13 protein-coding genes are annotated in these 16,752 nt (G+C 64.4%); 11 read left to right on the top strand and 2 right to left on the bottom strand.

Features of this window, described 5'->3' with window-relative positions; genetic code table 11:
* Positions 1-56: 56 nt before the first annotated feature.
* The 5 genes from ACSFA3_RS05510 (at position 57) to ACSFA3_RS05490 (ending at position 7,520) form a co-directional block, all read left to right on the top strand.
* Positions 57-2,948 carry a 2-oxoglutarate dehydrogenase E1 component gene (locus tag ACSFA3_RS05510; protein ID WP_435504368.1) on the top strand — a complete coding sequence of 964 codons (2,892 nt, stop codon included), beginning with the start codon at positions 57-59 and terminating at the stop codon, positions 2,946-2,948.
* A gap of 71 nt (positions 2,949-3,019) precedes the next feature.
* Complete coding sequence (odhB, locus tag ACSFA3_RS05505; protein ID WP_435504367.1) at positions 3,020-4,297, top strand: 2-oxoglutarate dehydrogenase complex dihydrolipoyllysine-residue succinyltransferase; 1,278 nt, start codon at positions 3,020-3,022, stop codon at positions 4,295-4,297.
* Positions 4,298-4,307: 10 nt separating this feature from the next.
* A complete protein-coding gene (gene lpdA, locus ACSFA3_RS05500; protein WP_435504366.1) occupies positions 4,308-5,738 on the top strand; it encodes a dihydrolipoyl dehydrogenase in 1,431 nt (476 codons plus the stop codon).
* Positions 5,739-5,742: 4 nt separating this feature from the next.
* Positions 5,743-6,840, top strand: coding sequence for a cell division protein ZapE (gene zapE, locus ACSFA3_RS05495; RefSeq protein WP_435504365.1), 1,098 nt, complete (start codon positions 5,743-5,745; stop codon positions 6,838-6,840).
* A 5-nt stretch (positions 6,841-6,845) separates the two neighbouring features.
* Positions 6,846-7,520 (top strand): hypothetical protein, encoded by a 675-nt coding sequence (locus tag ACSFA3_RS05490; protein WP_435504364.1) that lies wholly within the window; start codon positions 6,846-6,848, stop codon positions 7,518-7,520.
* Between the two features lie 4 nt (positions 7,521-7,524).
* On the opposite strand, the gene ACSFA3_RS05485 is transcribed toward ACSFA3_RS05490, so the two are convergent.
* Positions 7,525-8,316, bottom strand: coding sequence for a PP2C family protein-serine/threonine phosphatase (locus ACSFA3_RS05485; RefSeq protein WP_435504363.1), 792 nt, complete (start codon positions 8,314-8,316; stop codon positions 7,525-7,527).
* A 139-nt stretch (positions 8,317-8,455) separates the two neighbouring features.
* Here ACSFA3_RS05485 and ACSFA3_RS05480 point away from each other — a divergent pair, with 139 nt between their 5' ends.
* Entirely contained in the window at positions 8,456-10,519 is a 2,064-nt protein-coding gene (locus ACSFA3_RS05480) for a DNA repair helicase YoaA (protein WP_435504973.1), read from the top strand.
* A 155-nt stretch (positions 10,520-10,674) separates the two neighbouring features.
* Here the strand turns inward: ACSFA3_RS05480 and ACSFA3_RS05475 are convergent, their stop codons facing one another.
* On the bottom strand, positions 10,675-11,484 hold the full coding sequence (locus tag ACSFA3_RS05475; protein WP_435504362.1) for an outer membrane protein assembly factor BamD: 810 nt from the start codon (positions 11,482-11,484) through the stop codon (positions 10,675-10,677).
* 68 nt (positions 11,485-11,552) lie between these two features.
* Between ACSFA3_RS05475 and ACSFA3_RS05470 the strand changes: the two genes are divergently transcribed.
* The 5 genes from ACSFA3_RS05470 (at position 11,553) to rlmN (ending at position 16,748) form a co-directional block, all read left to right on the top strand.
* The gene (locus ACSFA3_RS05470) at positions 11,553-12,551 is read left to right on the top strand and encodes an RluA family pseudouridine synthase (protein WP_435504972.1); all 999 of its coding nucleotides are present in this window, start codon (positions 11,553-11,555) and stop codon (positions 12,549-12,551) included.
* A gap of 130 nt (positions 12,552-12,681) precedes the next feature.
* Entirely contained in the window at positions 12,682-13,335 is a 654-nt protein-coding gene (scpB, locus tag ACSFA3_RS05465; RefSeq protein ID WP_435504361.1) for an SMC-Scp complex subunit ScpB, read from the top strand.
* On the top strand, positions 13,332-15,035 hold the full coding sequence (locus ACSFA3_RS05460; RefSeq protein ID WP_435504360.1) for a pseudouridine synthase: 1,704 nt from the start codon (positions 13,332-13,334) through the stop codon (positions 15,033-15,035). Before scpB ends, ACSFA3_RS05460 begins: the two co-directional genes overlap by 4 nt.
* A gap of 100 nt (positions 15,036-15,135) precedes the next feature.
* Positions 15,136-15,561 (top strand): nucleoside-diphosphate kinase, encoded by a 426-nt coding sequence (gene ndk / locus ACSFA3_RS05455; RefSeq protein WP_435504359.1) that lies wholly within the window; start codon positions 15,136-15,138, stop codon positions 15,559-15,561.
* Positions 15,562-15,581: 20 nt separating this feature from the next.
* Positions 15,582-16,748: a dual-specificity RNA methyltransferase RlmN gene (rlmN, locus tag ACSFA3_RS05450; RefSeq protein WP_435504358.1), complete on the top strand. Its 1,167-nt coding sequence runs from the start codon at positions 15,582-15,584 to the stop codon at positions 16,746-16,748.
* Positions 16,749-16,752 lie beyond the last annotated feature (4 nt).

The following is a 16,752-nucleotide window of genomic DNA, read 5'->3' as shown; positions in this document are numbered from 1 at the left end:
GGAAGGTTTCTTAAACCAGCTAATGCTTCCCTCAGGGGAGCGAAAGTCAGCGGAATATGAGCGATTCATCGACGTCAACGACGTCCTCGCACCAGATTTTTCAAGCCTATCAAGGCAACACCTACCTCTTCGGCGGCAATGCGCCTTATGTCGAAGAGATGTACGAGAACTACCTCGCCAACCCCGGCAGCGTCGACGACAACTGGCGTTCGTATTTCGATGCGCTCCAGAACGTTCCCGCGACCGACGGCAGCAGCACCCGCGACGTTCCGCACCTCCCGGTCGTCAATGCCTTCGCCGAGCGCGCCAAGCAGGGCCTGACCCGCGTCGTGCAGGCCAGCGGGGCCGATTCCGAACTGGGTCGCCAGCGCACCGCCGTCCAGCAGCTGATCGCCGCTTACCGCAATGTGGGTGCCCGCTGGGCGGACCTCGATCCGCTCAAGCGCACCGAACGTCCGTCGATCCCGGAGCTGGAGCCGTCGTTCTACGGCTTCACCGACGCCGATCTCGAAACCGTGTTCAACACCAGCAACACGTTCTTCGGCAAGGACACGATGTCCCTGCGCGACCTGCTGAATGCGTTGCGCGAAACGTATTGCGGCACGATCGGCGCCGAATACATGTACACCACCGACCACCAGCACAAGCGCTGGTGGCAGCAGAAGCTCGAAAGTGCCCGCACCAATCCGAAGCTCACGACCGAGCAGAAGAAGAACGTGCTCGAACGCCTCACGGCCGCCGAAGGCCTAGAGCGCTTCCTGCACACCAAGTACGTCGGCCAGAAGCGTTTTTCGCTGGAAGGCGGCGAAAGCTTCATCGTCTCCATGGACGAGCTCATCAACGAAGCCGGCGCCAAGGGCGTGCAGGAAATCGTGATCGGCATGGCCCACCGCGGCCGCCTGAACGTGCTGGTGAATTCGCTCGGCAAATTGCCGGCCGACCTGTTCGCCGAGTTCGATCACACCGCGCCCGAAGAATTGCCGAGCGGCGACGTCAAGTACCACCAGGGCTTCAGCTCCGACGTGACGACGCGTGGCGGCCCCGTGCACCTGAGCCTCGCGTTCAACCCTTCCCACCTCGAGATCGTCAACCCGGTGGTCGAAGGTTCGGTCCGTGCCCGCATGGACCGTCGCGGCGATCCGCTCGGCAAGCAGGTGCTGCCGATCATCGTGCACGGCGACGCGGCCTTCGCCGGCCAGGGCGTCGTGATGGAGACGCTGGCGCTTGCCGAAACCCGTGGTTATTCCACCGGCGGCACGGTGCATATCGTGATCAACAACCAGATCGGTTTCACCACCAGCGACCCGCGCGACAGCCGCTCGACGCTTTATTGCTCGGACATCGTGAAGATGGTCGATGCGCCGGTGCTGCACGTGAACGGCGACGATCCGGAAGCCGTGGTGCTGGCTTCGCAGCTGGCGCTCGAATTCCGCATGGAATTCCAGAAGGACGTCGTCGTCGACATCATCTGTTTCCGCAAGCTGGGCCACAACGAGCAGGACACGCCGTCGCTCACCCAGCCGCTGATGTACAAGAAGATCGCCAAGCACCCGGGCACGCGCAAGCTGTACGCCGACAAGCTGGCCGCGCAGGGCCTGGGCGACACGCTCGGCGACGACATGGTCAAGGCGCAGCGCGCGGCCTTCGATGCCGGCAAGAACACTTCGGACCCGGTGCTGACCAACTTCAAGAGCAAGTTCGCGGTCGACTGGAGCCCGTACCTGAACAAGAAGTGGACGGACGCCGGCGACACCGCCATCCCGACCGCCGAATGGAAGCGTCTGGCCGAGAAGATCACGACCGTTCCTGCCGGTTTCACCGTGCACCCGCTGGTCAAGAAGGTTCTCGACGATCGCGCGGCGATGGGTCGCGGCGACGCCAACGTCGACTGGGGCATGGGCGAGCACATGGCTTTCGCCTCGCTGGTGGCCAGCGGCTATCCGATCCGCCTGTCGGGCGAAGACAGCGGCCGCGGTACGTTCACGCACCGCCATGCCGTTCTGCACGATCAGAATCGCGAGAAGTTCGACACCGGTACGTACGTGCCGCTGCAGAACGTGGCCGAGAACCAGGCACCGTTCGTCGTCATCGACTCGATCCTGTCCGAAGAAGCTGTTCTGGCCTTCGAATACGGCTACGCGTCGAACGACCCGAACACGCTGGTGATTTGGGAAGCCCAGTTCGGCGACTTCGTGAACGGTGCCCAGGTCGTGATCGACCAGTTCATCGCTTCCGGCGAAGTGAAATGGGGCCGCGTCAACGGCCTGACGCTGATGCTGCCGCACGGCTATGAAGGCCAGGGCCCGGAGCACAGCTCGGCCCGCCTCGAACGTTTCATGCAGCTCAGCGCCGACACCAACATGCAGGTCGTGCAGCCGACCACGGCCAGCCAGATCTTCCACATCCTGCGCCGTCAGATGGTGCGCAACCTGCGCAAGCCGCTGATCATCCTGACACCGAAGTCGCTGCTCCGGAACAAGGACGCGACCTCGCCGATGTCGGAATTCACCAAGGGTGTGTTCCAGACGGTGATTCCGGACCACAAGGAACTCAAGGCCGAGAAGGTCAAGCGCGTGATCGCCTGTTCGGGCAAGGTCTATTACGACCTGGCCAAGAAGCGCGAGGAGAGGGGCAGCGAAGACGTGGCGATTATCCGCGTCGAGCAGCTCTATCCGTTCCCGCACAAGGCGTTCTCGAACGAGATCCGCAAGTACCCGAACCTGGTCGACGTGGTCTGGTGCCAGGACGAGCCGCAGAACCAGGGCGCCTGGTTCTTCGTGCAGCACTACATCCACGAGAACATGCTCGACGGCCAGAAGCTCGGCTATTCCGGCCGTGCCGCTTCGGCTTCGCCGGCTGTGGGTTATTCGCACCTGCACCAGGAGCAGCAGAAGGCGCTTGTCGACGGCGCGTTCTCTAAGCTCAAGGGCTTCGTGCTGACCAAGTAAGCAAGGTAAATCATCGAGCGAGCCGCGCGGCTCGCTCTTTTTCATTCCGAACAGAAGAATAGAAGAAACAAATGTCCATCGTTGAAGTCAAGTGCCCGCAGCTTTCCGAATCCGTGTCCGAAGCGACCATGCTCACCTGGAAGAAAAAGGCGGGCGATTACGTCGAAGTCGATGAAATCCTGATCGAGATCGAGACCGACAAGGTCGTGCTCGAAGTGCCGGCTCCGTCGGCAGGTGTCCTTTCCGAAATCGTCCAGCCCGACGGTGCGACCGTCGAAGCCGAACAGGTCATCGCGAAGATCGACACCGATGGCAAGGCCGGCGCCGCAGCGCCCGCAGCCGCACCTGCCGCCGCGGCACCTGCGCCAGCCGCAGCCCCCGCTCCGGCCCAGGCCGCTGCCGCATCCACCGGCGGCTCGAAGTCCGACGTCGCCATGCCCGCCGCCGCCAAGCTGCTGGCCGACAACAACCTGAAGACCGGCGATGTCGCCGGTTCGGGCAAGGACGGCCGCGTGACCAAGGGCGACGTGCTCGGCGCAGTCGCTTTGGGCACCACCGCCAAGGCACCTGCCGCACCGGCGCCGGCGCCAGCCGCCAAGCCTGCTCTGCAGCAAGTCGCCACGTCGTCGAGCCCGAAGGATCTGGGCGAGCGTCCTGAGCAGCGCGTGCCGATGAGCCGCCTGCGCGCCCGCATCGCCGAGCGCCTGCTGCAATCGCAGTCGACCAACGCCATCCTGACCACGTTCAACGAAGTGAACATGGCGCCGGTAATGGACCTGCGCAAGAAGTTCCAGGACGCGTTCACCAAGGAACACGGCGTGAAGCTCGGCTTCATGAGCTTCTTCGTCAAGGCCGCAGTGCATGCGCTGAAGAAATTCCCGGTCATCAACGCGTCGGTCGACGGCAACGACATCGTCTACCACGGCTATTTCGACATCGGCATCGCCGTCGGTTCGCCGCGCGGGCTGGTGGTGCCGATCCTGCGCAACGCCGACCAGATGAGCTTTGCCGACATCGAAAAGAAGATTGCCGAATTCGGCAAGAAGGCACAAGACGGCAAGCTTGGCATTGAAGACATGACCGGCGGTACGTTCTCCATCTCCAACGGCGGCACCTTCGGCTCGATGCTGTCGACCCCGATCATCAACCCGCCGCAGTCGGCGATCCTGGGCGTGCATGCGACCAAGGACCGCGCGGTGGTCGAGAACGGCCAGATCGTGATCCGCCCGATGAACTACCTCGCCATGAGCTACGACCACCGCATCATCGACGGCCGCGAAGCCGTGCTGGGCCTGGTCGCGATGAAGGAAGCGCTGGAAGACCCATCGCGCCTCTTGTTCGACATCTAAGGAAACACAGATGTCCAACAAGCAATTCGACGTCGTCGTCATCGGCGGCGGTCCTGGCGGCTACATCGCCGCGATCCGCGCGGCACAGCTCGGCTACAACGTGGCCTGCGTCGACGAATGGAAGAACAGCAAGGGTGGCCCGGCGCCGGGCGGCACCTGCACCAACGTCGGCTGCATTCCGTCGAAGGCGCTGCTTCAGTCTTCGGAACATTTCGAGCAGGCGGGCCATTCGTTCGCCGATCACGGCATCAACGTGCAGGGGCTCAGCCTCGACATCGAGAAGATGCTGGCGCGCAAGGACACCGTCGTCAAACAGAACAACGACGGCATCCTGTACCTGTTCAAGAAGAACAAGATCGCCTTTTTCCATGGTCGCGCTTCGTTCGTGAAGACCGATGAGACCGGCTACGAGATCAAGGTGACTGGCGCTGCAGAAGAAAGCATTTCTGGCAAGCACATCGTGGTCGCGACGGGTTCCAACGCGCGTTCACTGGCCGGCGCTGAATTCGACGAGGAATTCATCCTGTCGAACGACGGCGCGCTGCGCATCGGCGCGGTGCCGAAGAAGCTGGGCCTGATCGGTGCCGGCGTGATCGGCCTGGAAATGGGTTCGGTCTGGCGCCGTCTGGGTGCCGAAGTCACGGTGCTCGAAGGTCTGCCGACCTTTCTCGGCGCCGTCGACGAGCAGATCGCCAAGGAAGCCAAGAAGTCATTCGACAAGCAGGGCCTGAAGATCGAGCTTGGCGTGAAGATCGGTGAAGTCAAGAAGGGCGCCGATGGCGTCTCGATCGCGTACACCACAGCCAAGGGCGAAGCGCAGACGCTCGACGTCGACCGGCTGATCGTCTCGATCGGTCGCGTGCCGAACACCATCGGCCTGAACGCCGAAGCGGTCGGCCTGGCGCTCGACGAGCGCGGTGCCATCACCGTGGACGACGAATGCAGGACCAACCTGCCGAACGTCTGGGCGATCGGCGACGTGGTGCGCGGCCCGATGCTGGCGCACAAGGCGGAAGAAGAGGGCGTTGCCGTGGCCGAGCGCATCGCCGGCCAGCACGGACACGTCAACTTCAACACCGTGCCTTGGGTCATCTACACGCATCCGGAAATCGCGTGGGTCGGCCAGACCGAGCAGCAGCTCAAGGCGAGCGGTCGTGCATACAAGGCCGGCACCTTCCCGTTCGTTGCAAATGGCCGCGCACGCGCGCTGGGCGACACGACCGGCATGGTCAAGTTTCTCGCCGACGCGACGACCGACGAGATCCTCGGCGTGCACATGGTCGGCCCGCAGGTCAGCGAGCTGATCTCCGAAGCCGTCGTCGCGATGGAATTCAAGGCCAGCGCCGAAGACATCGCCCGCATCTGCCATGCGCATCCTTCGCTGTCGGAAGCGACGAAGGAAGCCGCTTTGGCGGTCGACAAGCGCACGCTCAACTTCTGATCCCTTGAGCGTCAAACAGGCTTACGAAGCGGAGCTCGCTTCGCGCGGCTTCCAGAGCGACCCTGCGCAGTTGCGCGCGGTGGAAGCGCTGGATCGCTGCGCCAACGAATGGGCGAACTACAAGGCGCAGCGCTCCAACGCGCTGAAGAAGCTGATCAACCGCCCGGAAGTGCCGCGCGGCGTCTACATGTACGGCGGCGTCGGTCGCGGCAAGAGCTTTCTCATGGATTGCTTCTTCAACGCCGTTCCGCTCAAGCGCAAGACGCGCCTGCATTTCCATGAGTTCATGCGCGAAGTGCATCGTGAACTTGCGGAGCTGCAGGGCATCGTCAATCCGCTGGACGAACTCGGCAAGCGCATCAGCAAGCGCTACAAGCTGATCTGCTTCGACGAGTTCCACGTCGCCGACATCACCGACGCCATGATCCTGCACCGCCTTCTGGCGGCGCTGTTCGATAACGGCGTGGGTTTCGTGACGACGTCCAATTTCAAGCCCGACGATCTGTACCCCGACGGGCTGCATCGCGACCGCATCCTTCCCGCGATCGCATTGCTCAACGAGAAGCTCGAAGTGCTCAGTGTCGATAACGGCACCGATTACCGGCGCCGCACGCTTGAGCAGTTGCGCATGTACCTGACGCCGAACGGTCCAGAGGCCGATGCGGAGATGGGCGAGGCATTCGACAAGCTGGCCGAGAAGGCGGACGAAGATCCGGTGCTGCACATCGAGTCGCGCGAGATCGTCGCCCGTCGCAAGGCTGGCGGTCTGGTGTGGTTCGATTTCCGCACGCTCTGCGGCGGTCCGCGTTCGCAGAACGATTACCTCGAAATAGCGACGCAGTTCCACACGGTGCTGCTGTCGGACGTCCCTGAGATGTCGGTGAGCAGGGCTTCCGAGGCTCGGCGCTTTACCTGGCTGGTCGATGTTTTCTACGACCGCCGGGTGAAACTCATCGTGTCGGCTGCGGTCGAACCGGCCTTGCTGTACACGGAAGGGCCGCTGGCCCACGAATTTCCGCGTACCGTGTCGCGACTGACTGAAATGCAGTCGGCCGAGTTTCTTGCCCTCGAACGCCGCGTGGTCGACACTCGGCTCACCTGAACCCGATGATCAAAAAAGCGCTGTCTTCGTTCGTTTTGCTGGCTGCGGTGCTGGCCGTGCCCGTGATTGCGCAGGCGCAGTCGATCGCGACCACCGGCAACCTCGACCTTTCGGCCGAGCGCAGTCGGTTGTCGTCCGAGCAGAATGCCATCGACGGGCGTTTCAGGCAGGAGCAGGCGGCGTGCTATCAGCGTTTCGCCGTCGAGGATTGCCTGGCGGACAGTCGCAAGCGCAAGCGTACCGAGGACGATTCGATCAAGCGGCAGCGGGCGTCGATCAACGACATCGAGCGCAAGCAGCGCGGCGCCGCGCAGCTGGAACGTCTCGAGAACAAGGTCGATTCGACTTCGCAGGAAGAGCGAAATCGCTCGGTCCAATCGCAACAGGACCGTGAACAGCGCGCCGCGGACCATGCCAGAGGCCGCGAGGAAACCGCAGCGCAGGCCGAGTCCAATCGCGCGGCATTCCTGCGGAAGCAGGCCGCGCAGGCCGAGGAGCAAGCCAAGGCAGCTCGCTTGCGAGCGCAGGCGCCGGCCAACCGTGCCGACTACGAGCGCAGGGCAGTACAGGCCTCGGAGCGCAAAGCCGAGGTCGAAAGGCGGAACGCCACCCGCACCAAGCCGCGGTCGGCGCCGCTGCCGCAAGTCTCCACGCCGACACCGACGCCGACACAGCAGTGATTTCCTAGTCGATGACGGCGCTTGCGCTCGCTGCTTTCGGCAGGTCTTCGACCTTGAGCACCACGATGGACAGGTTGTCGCCACGACCTCTGGCACGACGCCGCGCTTCGGACACCAGCAATTCGACCGCAGCACGCGGCGGCTGGCTGACCAGCACAGAACCCATCTCCTCGGGCGTGAAGTAGTGCCATAGACCGTCGCTGCAGAGCAGTAACGCGTCTCCGGCTTCGAGCTGCGGCACGGTGTGCAGCGTCAGCGGCGGCATCGTCGTCGTCATGCCGAGACAGCCGAGCAGGATGTTCGATTGCGGGTGGTGCACCGACTCCTCTTCGGAAATCTCTCCGCGATCGATCAGCGCCTGGACATAGGAGTGATCGAGCGTCCGCGTCACCATATGGCCGTCGTGGAAGTGATAGATGCGCGAATCGCCTGCGTGAACCCACGCGCATTTCCCCTGCGGATCGACGAGTACAGCCGCCAGCGTGCTGTGCGGCTCCTGTTCGCTCGACAGCGCGGTGAGCTTTATGACGGTATGTGCGTCTTCCAGCAGTTGGCGCAGCAGTCGTGCCGGGTCGTCGTGCTGGGGCCGATAGCGCGCGAACAGCTGTCGCGCCGTCATGAGCACCTGGTCGGATGCCTTGCGCCCGCCGCTTCGGCCGCCCATGCCATCGGCGACGACAGCCAGAATGCAGCCCGGTGCGCGCGGATGCTCGAGCACCAGAACCTGGTCCTGCTGGTAAGGGCGGTCGCCTTTGTGGAGGCCGGTGGCGGCGGCGAGTCTGAAGCCTCGTGTCATGGCGCGAAAGCGCTCGGGGCGCGGTCTGGGAAGGTCGGTGTTTCGTTGGCGAGGACGTATTATCGAGCGAGAAATCGCCCGATCGCCCTGCCTGTTGCCTCCCATCGAACCCTTTCCCGACGACTACGAATCGCCTGACATGCCCTATGGCGATCAGGTCGCGCAGGCTCGCGCGACAACGGCCGGTGAAGACCTCGTCGCGCAGGTGCGCGAGGCCTTCACCGAAGGCGGCGTGCTTTCACGCGCGGCCGAACAATTCCGCGAACGCGACGGCCAGACGCAGATGGCGCTTGCCGTGGCGGAAACGATCGACGCGGGCGGCGTGCTGGTCGTCGAGGCCGGTACAGGTGTCGGCAAGACTTTTTCCTATCTGGTGCCCGCGCTGCTGAGCGGCGAGCGCGTGCTGCTGTCGACGGCGACCAAAGCGTTGCAGGACCAGCTTTTCGGTCGCGACCTGCCGCGGCTGGTCGAGGCACTGAACCTGCCGGTCCGTACGGCGTTGCTCAAGGGCCGTGCAAGCTACCTGTGCCTTCACCGCCTCGGTCTTGCACGCCACGACGCATCGCTTCCGGAGCGCGGCAGTCTTCGTACGCTGGCCAAGATCGAGCAATGGGCGACCGCCACCCGAACCGGCGATCTGGCCGAGCTCCCCGGTCTGGACGAGCGTTCGCCGCTGATACCGCTGTTCACTTCGACGCGCGAGAACTGCCTCGGCGCGCAATGCCCGCAGTTCAAGCCCTGCCATGTGAATCTTGCGCGTCGAGAAGCGCTGGCTGCCGACCTGGTCGTCATCAACCACCATCTCTTCTTCGCCGATCTGGCCGTGCGCGAATCCGGTATGGCGGAGTTGCTGCCCAGCGTGCGTGTCGTCGTGTTCGACGAGGCGCACCAGCTCAACGAGATCGGAGTGCAGTTTCTCGGTACCCAGCTGGGCACCGGCCAAGCCCTGGACTTCGCACGAGACGTTATGGCCGCCGGCCTGCAGCACGCGCGTGGCCTGGTCGACTGGAACCAGCTTGCCGCGGCGGTCGAGCGTGGCGCGCGAGAGCTGCGAATGGCCGCCGGCAAGCAGTATCCCGGTGCGAAGTTGCGCTGGAACGCCATCGGAGAAGCCACCGCGCCGGAGGGCATCGAGCCGCGGATCTGGGGCGAATCGCTCGATCTGCTACAGCAAGCTTTCGAGCTCGCAGCCGAGGGGCTCGACACCGTCAGCGAGATTTCGCCGGATTTCGTGCGTCTGCATGAGCGGGCGCTCAAACTGGCCGAACGCGCCGGTCGCTTTGCCGATCCGTGCCCGCTCGGATCGGTGCGCTGGCTGGACGTCGGTACGCAGCTGCGGCTGGTCGAATCGCCGCTGGACATCGCCGAAGCGGTGCGCACGCGCGTGCTCAAGAAAGGTGCGGCCGACCCCGAGGATGCCGGCCGCGCATGGATATTCACGTCCGCCACGCTGGGTGACGACGCGAAGCTGAAATGGTTCACGGAGCCGTGCGGGCTGACCGACGCGAGAGTCCTGCGTGTCGAAAGTCCGTTCGATTATGCAAATCAGGCGGCGCTTTACGTTCCCCGTGCGTTTCCGAAGCCGAACGATCCCGCGCACGGGGCGCGCGTCGCGCAGCTCGCAGCACAGGGCGCCCGGTTGCTCGGTGGGCGCACGCTGGTCCTGACCACCACGCTTCGCGCGCTGAAAACCATCGGCGAAGCGATGCGCCGCGAGTTCGAGAACCAGTCCGATGGTTTGCGCCCCGAAGTCCTGGTGCAGGGAGAACTGCCCAAACGCGTGCTGATGGACCGCTTCCGCGAAGGCGCGAATGACGGCGCGACCGGCTGCGTTCTGGTCGCGTCGGCGACGTTCTGGGAGGGCTTCGATGTGCCCGGCGATGCGTTGCAGCTCGTCGTCATCGACAAGCTGCCGTTCCCGCCGCCCAACGATCCGCTGGTCGAAGCCAGATCGCATCGCCTGGAAGCCGAGGGCCGCAATGCCTTCGGCGAATATTCGCTGCCCGAAGCCGCGGTCGCGCTGAAGCAGGGCGCCGGCCGGTTGATCCGGCGCGAAAGCGATGTCGGCGTGCTGGTCATCTGTGACACCCGACTGGTGGCGATGGGCTATGGAAAGCGCCTGCTGGCAGCGCTGCCGCCAATGCGAAGGCTGGATAACGAGCAGGATTTTCTTGGGGCAATCCACGCAATGCGCCCAGACTGACCCCAAAGCGAAGTGCGAAAGCACGAGCAGGCCATCCGGCAGTCGATGGCCGCCCAGCGGCCGAGCGCCGGGCCGCCCCAAGCCGGCCGCGCCCCACCCTCGGGGGGTGGCGAATTACACGCTGCGAAGCAAAGTGAAAAGCCGGGGGGCTCTAGCTACCAGACTTTCCACCACGGATCGTCCTTGCTGCGGAAACCGCGCGCCAGGTACTCGCTCTTCGGATAGTTGGTCGTCAGCACACGGCGTGCGTCGTCGCGCAGGTCGTTCATGCCAAGCTTGTCGTACGACTGGACCATGATGTAAAGCGCTTCTTCCAGCGCCGGCACTTCTCGATAGTCGGCCAATGCAAGCTGCGAGCGGTTGATGGCAGCAAGATAAGCGCCCCGAGCGTAGTAATAGCGGGCGACGTGCACTTCATATTGCGCCAGCGAGTTCACCACGTAGTTCATGCGCTGGCGTGCGTCCGGCGCGTAGCGCGATTCCGGGAAACGCGTGACCAGTTCCTTGAAGGCGAGGAAAGATTCCTTGGCTGCCTTCTGGTCGCGTTCGGACAGATCCTGGCGCGTCATCGAGGCGAACATGCCGAGATCGTCGTTGAAGTTGATGACGCCCTTCAGGTAGAACGCATAGTCGAGTGCAGGGCTGGCGGGATGCAGCTTGATGAAGCGGTCGACGGTGGTGATCGCACCTGGCTTGTCGCCGGACTTGTATTGCGCGTATGCCTTGTCGAGCTGCGCCTGCTGGGCCAGCGGCGTGCCTGCGGCCCGGCCTTCGAGCTTTTCGAACAGCGGGATGGCCTTGTCGTAAGCGCCCGATCCGGCTTCGTCCTTGGCTTCGCTGTAGATGCGATTGGGGCTCCAGTTGGCGGTCTCGTCGACCTTCGTCGTCGAGCATCCAGCCACCACGCCAGCCGCGGCGACGAATGCCAACCAACGCGAGACCACCGATAATTTGGCGTGAAACATCACATGAAGCCTTCTTGAAACAAGTACCTTTGATTATATCGACCGCCTCCCAAGGCGGCGATTCCGGCATTTCGGGTGCTGCGGACCCTGAAAACGGCACCGAACAGGGCGATCAGGGCGACATCACCGAAGCCAGCGAAACGCGGTCATTCGTCATCGGACCGGCTCAGCATGGCGAACGCTTGGACCGCTCGCTTGCCGTGCTGGTTCCCGAGCTTTCGCGCAGTTATCTTCAGCAGCTGATCGAAGCCGGCGCCGTGACACTGCGCGGGCGCGTCACCACAAAGGTTTCGGCGACGGTTCGGGCCGGGGAGGCGGGAACCGTCGAATTGAGGCCGACCCCTGAGAGCCAGGCCTTCAAGGCCGAGCCGATGGACCTGCGCGTCGTCCACGAGGACGCCCATCTGCGAATCATCGACAAGCCTGCCGGCCTCGTCGTGCATCCGGCGCCCGGTCACTGGAGCGGCACGCTGCTCAACGGTCTGCTCGCGCTCGATCCGCAGGCCGCCCGCATGCCGCGCGCCGGCATCGTGCACCGGCTCGACCGCGATACTAGCGGCCTGATGGTCGTCGCGCGCACCCGCGCCACGATGGACGCACTGGTGGCGCTGATCGCCGCGCGTGACGTGTCGCGCCAATATCTGGCGATGGCGCACAGGCCATGGCAAGGCGCGGCGGCACGACAGGTCGATGCGCCGATCGGCCGCGATCCGCGCAACCGGCTGCGCATGGCCGTGGTCGATCTGGCGCGCCATCCCGGCAAGACCGCTCGCACGCTGATCGAGCGGCTCGACGGTCATGCCGACGGCGTCGCGGTGCGGTGCACGCTCGAAACCGGGCGCACGCACCAGATTCGCGTGCACATGGCGTCGATCGGCCATCCGCTGGTCGGCGATGCGCTGTACGGCGGCGCGCCGGCAGCCGGGCTGTCGAGGCAGGCGCTGCATGCGTTCAGGCTGGCGTTCGTGCATCCGATGACGCAGGAGCCGATGACGTTCCTGTCGCCGCCGCCGCCCGACATGGCCGCTGCCTTCGACACCTGGGGCCTGGTTTACAATCGCGCCTGACGGCCCCCGGGCCCCGCCGGCTCGATCGATCCGGCTTGCGTAGCGCCCGCCCAAGTGCCGGCCACGCCATTTCTCGCTTCTTCACTCATCCACCTGAACGTGCGCCACTGGCGCCTGGATAACGCGAACCATGAATACGGCGGATGCCAAGCGCATTCTCGAGACCGCCTTGATCTGTTCGACGCAACCCCTGCCGGTGCGCGAACTGCGCGTTCTGTTCGACGACGAACTGGGCGCGGATACCATCAAGACGCTGTTGCTCGAACTGCAGGAAGACTGGACGCAACGCGGGCTCGAACTCGTGAGCGTCGGCAGCGGCTGGCGTTTCCAGAGCCGGCCGGAGATGCGCGACCATCTCGACCGCCTGCATCCCGAGAAACCGCCGCGCTACACGCGCGCCGCGCTCGAAACTCTGGCAATCATTGCGTACCGTCAGCCGGTCACTCGCGGCGACATGGAAGACATCCGTGGCGTCACCATCAATTCACTGATCATCAAGCAGCTTGAGGATCGCAACTGGATTGAAGTCATCGGCCATCGCGAAACCGTCGGGCGGCCGGCGATCTTCGCGACGACCCGGCAATTCCTCGACGACCTCGGCCTCGGCTCGCTCGACCAGCTGCCGGTCATCGAAACGCCCGCGCAGCACACCGCCATGATCGAAGCGCTGGCCGGGCCTGCCCAGGCATCGTTCGCGCAGGCGGGTCTGCCGATCGGCGATGCGCAATCCTCTCCCTCCACCGATTCCCTGTCGGCTACCGCTCCCGGAAGAACCCCATCATGAGCTCCAACCTTCCCGACGACGCGGCCGTTCCCCCGGTCGACATCGATTCTCAAGCCAACAAAAGCGCCGAAATCGCGAAGCCCAAGCGGCCACGCAAGCGCAAGATCGCGGTTGCTGCGGACGCAGCTGGCACACCGGACGCTTCGGAGGCGGTGGAAGCGGTGGAAGCGGCCGATCCGCCGAACGCCGGGGTGGTCGTTTCCGAGGCTTCTGCGGCCGAAAAGACCGCGGAGCCGATCGTCCTTGATGAACAGGACGATCGCCACGGTGACATCGAGGACGGAAAAGTCGGAAAAGTCGAAGAAGTCGAGGAAGAAGACGAAGAGGACAGCGACGAAGAGGAAGACGATCTCGACCGCGCTCGCCGCGCCGCGGATCGTGCCCAGCGCAACGCGCCACCGACGCAGCCGATCCGTTTTGCCGACGTCATCTCCGGCCAGTTCGACGCCGACGAGGAAAGTCCCGAAGTTCCGGCGCTCAAGCGCGTGTTGTTGCCCGAAGCCGACTCGCCGAAGCTGCACAAGGTGCTGGCGCAGGCCGGACTGGGTTCGCGGCTGGAGATGGAAGCGTTGATTCTTCAGGGTCGCATTTCGGTCAACAGCGAGCCGGCCCACATCGGCCAGCGCATCCAGTACGGCGACCAGGTCAAGATCAACGGCAAGCCGATCCGCTACCGGATCGATCCGCCGCCACCGCGCGTCATCGCGTACCACAAGCCGACCGGTGAAGTCGTCACGCACGACGACCCGCAGAACCGTCCGACCGTGTTTCGCAAGCTGCCGCGCCTGCAACAGGGCAAGTGGCAGTCGGTCGGCCGGCTCGACCTGAATACCGAAGGCCTGCTGCTGTTCACCAGTTCCGGCGAACTCGCCAACCAGCTGATGCATCCGCGTTTCGGGCTGGAGCGCGAGTACGCCGTGCGCGTGCTGGGTGCTCTAAGTGGCGAGGAGAAGAAGAAGCTGCTCGAAGGCGTGCGGCTGGACGACGGCATGGCGCAATTCGGCTCCATCGAGGAGGGCGGCGGCGAAGGCTCCAACCACTGGTACAAGGTCACGATTTCCGAAGGCCGCAACCGCGAGGTGCGGCGCTTGTTCGAGTCGGTCGGTCATGCGGTCAGCCGGCTGATCCGCATCCGCTACGGCGCGATGGTGCTGCCGCGCGGCCTCAAGCGCGGTGCCTGGATGGAACTCGACGAGCGCGACATCGGTGCGCTTTTTCGCGCAGCCGACGGCGGCGCTGGAAGCACCGGTGCCGAACGCACGGCCCGCACGGGCGGTCCGCGCGGTGCGAATCCGCAGGGCGGCAGTGGTGGCGGTGGCGGCAACAACCGCAACAACAACAAGAAGCGCAGTGGCCGCAGCGGTGGACCGCGCGACGATGGTCGTGCCAACGTGCGCGGCGGACCGAACCCCGGAAATGCCGGCTTCGGGCGCAGCGCGGGAGGTCAGGCTGCCGGACCGCGCAATCCGAATGCCCCGCAGGGCGCCGGTCGCGGCGGCCAAAGAGGCAATCCGAACGGGAACGCTCCGGCCCAGGGCGCATCCAACCAACCCGATCCGATGAAGACATCGCTCGGTTACATCGGCGCCGACAGTTTCTCGCGGCAGCGCAAGGAACAGCGGCAAGGACCGCCGCGCCGTGGCGGTAGCGGCGGCGGTTACGGCGGTCCGGCGGGCGGCAAGCGTCGCAGCGGACGCTGACATCGAAGCCGGCTAAAATCATGGGCTTTGCCGAAGCTGCCGGCCGGCGCTTGCAGTTCGGTGGAACTCTTTCAAAATCAACTGCTCAGGAAGCAACGCAATGGCTATCGAACGTACCCTCTCCATCATCAAGCCCGACGCCGTCGCCAAGAACGTCATCGGCAAGATCGTTTCCCGCTTCGAAGACGCCGGCCTCAAGGTCGTCGCAGCCAAGCTGGTCCAGCTTTCGCGCGCCGAAGCCGAACAGTTCTACGCCGTGCACAGCGCACGTCCGTTCTTCAAGGATCTGGTCGAGTTCATGATTTCCGGCCCGGTCTTCGTGCAGGTCATCGAAGGCGAGAACGCCATCTCGAAGAATCGCGACCTGATGGGCGCCACCGATCCGAAGAAGGCCGACGCCGGCACCATCCGCGCCGACTTCGCCGACAGCATCGATGCCAACGCAGTGCACGGTTCCGACGCTCCCGAAACCGCGGCGAACGAAATCGCTTTCTTCTTCGCCGGCCTCAACGTCTACGCACGCTGAGGATCAACCCAGCCCACGCAATGACGACCACTGCCAACCTGCTCGAATTCGACCTGGAAGGTTTGGCCGCGTTCTGCGAACGGCTGGGCGAGAAGCGTTTTCGCGCGACTCAACTCTTCCGCTGGATCCACCAGCGGGGCGCCAGCGATTTCACCCAGATGACCGATCTGGCGAAGTCGCTGCGCGAAAAGCTGGCGACCACGGCGCGCATCGAAGCGCTGCCGGTCACCACGCAACACGAATCCAGGGACGGCACGATCAAGTGGCTGTTCGACGTCGGCGACGGAAATGCCGTCGAAGCCGTATTTATTCCCGAAGACGACCGCGGCACGCTGTGCGTTTCGTCGCAGGCAGGCTGCGCGGTCGGCTGCCGTTTCTGCTCGACCGGGCACCAGGGTTTCAGCCGCAATCTGACGACCGGCGAAATCGTCGCGCAGCTCTGGTTCGCCGAGCATTTCCTCCGCAAGCATCTGAAGCGCACCGAGCGCGTCATCTCCAACGTGGTGATGATGGGCATGGGCGAGCCGCTGCAGAACTACAACGCGCTGGTTCCCGCGCTGCGCACCATGCTCGACGACAACGCCTATGGGCTGTCGCGCCGTCGCGTGACGGTGTCGACATCGGGTGTGGTGCCGATGATCGACCGGCTGGGCAACGACTGCGCGGTGGCGATGGCGGTTTCGCTGCATGCGCCCAACGATGCGTTGCGCAGCGATCTGGTGCCGTTGAACCGCAAATACCCGATCGCCGAACTTCTCGAGGCGTGCAAGCGCTACCTCGAACATGCGCCTCGGGACTTCATCACATTCGAATACTGCATGCTGGATGGTGTCAACGACCAGCCCGAGCACGCAAGACAGCTAGTCGACCTGGTGCGCACGCACGGCGTGTCGTGCAAGTTCAACCTGATCCCCTTCAACCCGTTTCCGGCTTCCGGCCTATTGCGTTCGCCGCGACCGCAGGTGCTCGCATTCGCAAAGATCCTGAGCGAAGCAGGCCTGGTGACGACGGTGCGCAAGACGCGCGGCGACGATATCGACGCGGCCTGCGGGCAGCTTGCCGGCGACGTGAAGGACCGCACCCGCGCCGCCGAGCGCATGGCCGAGCGGCGGCTACCGCACCGTACCGTGGTGCTGCATCCGGTGAAGACCGTCGCTGCGGCGCCCACGCGGCCGCAGGAGCATTGACGCC

The sequence above is a fragment of the Variovorax glucosi genome, assembly GCF_051216695.1.
Taxonomy (GTDB): Bacteria; Pseudomonadota; Gammaproteobacteria; order Burkholderiales; family Burkholderiaceae_C; genus Variovorax.
Note: the sequence above shows the minus strand (reverse complement) of the source record. Positions and strands in the feature narration are given on the sequence as shown.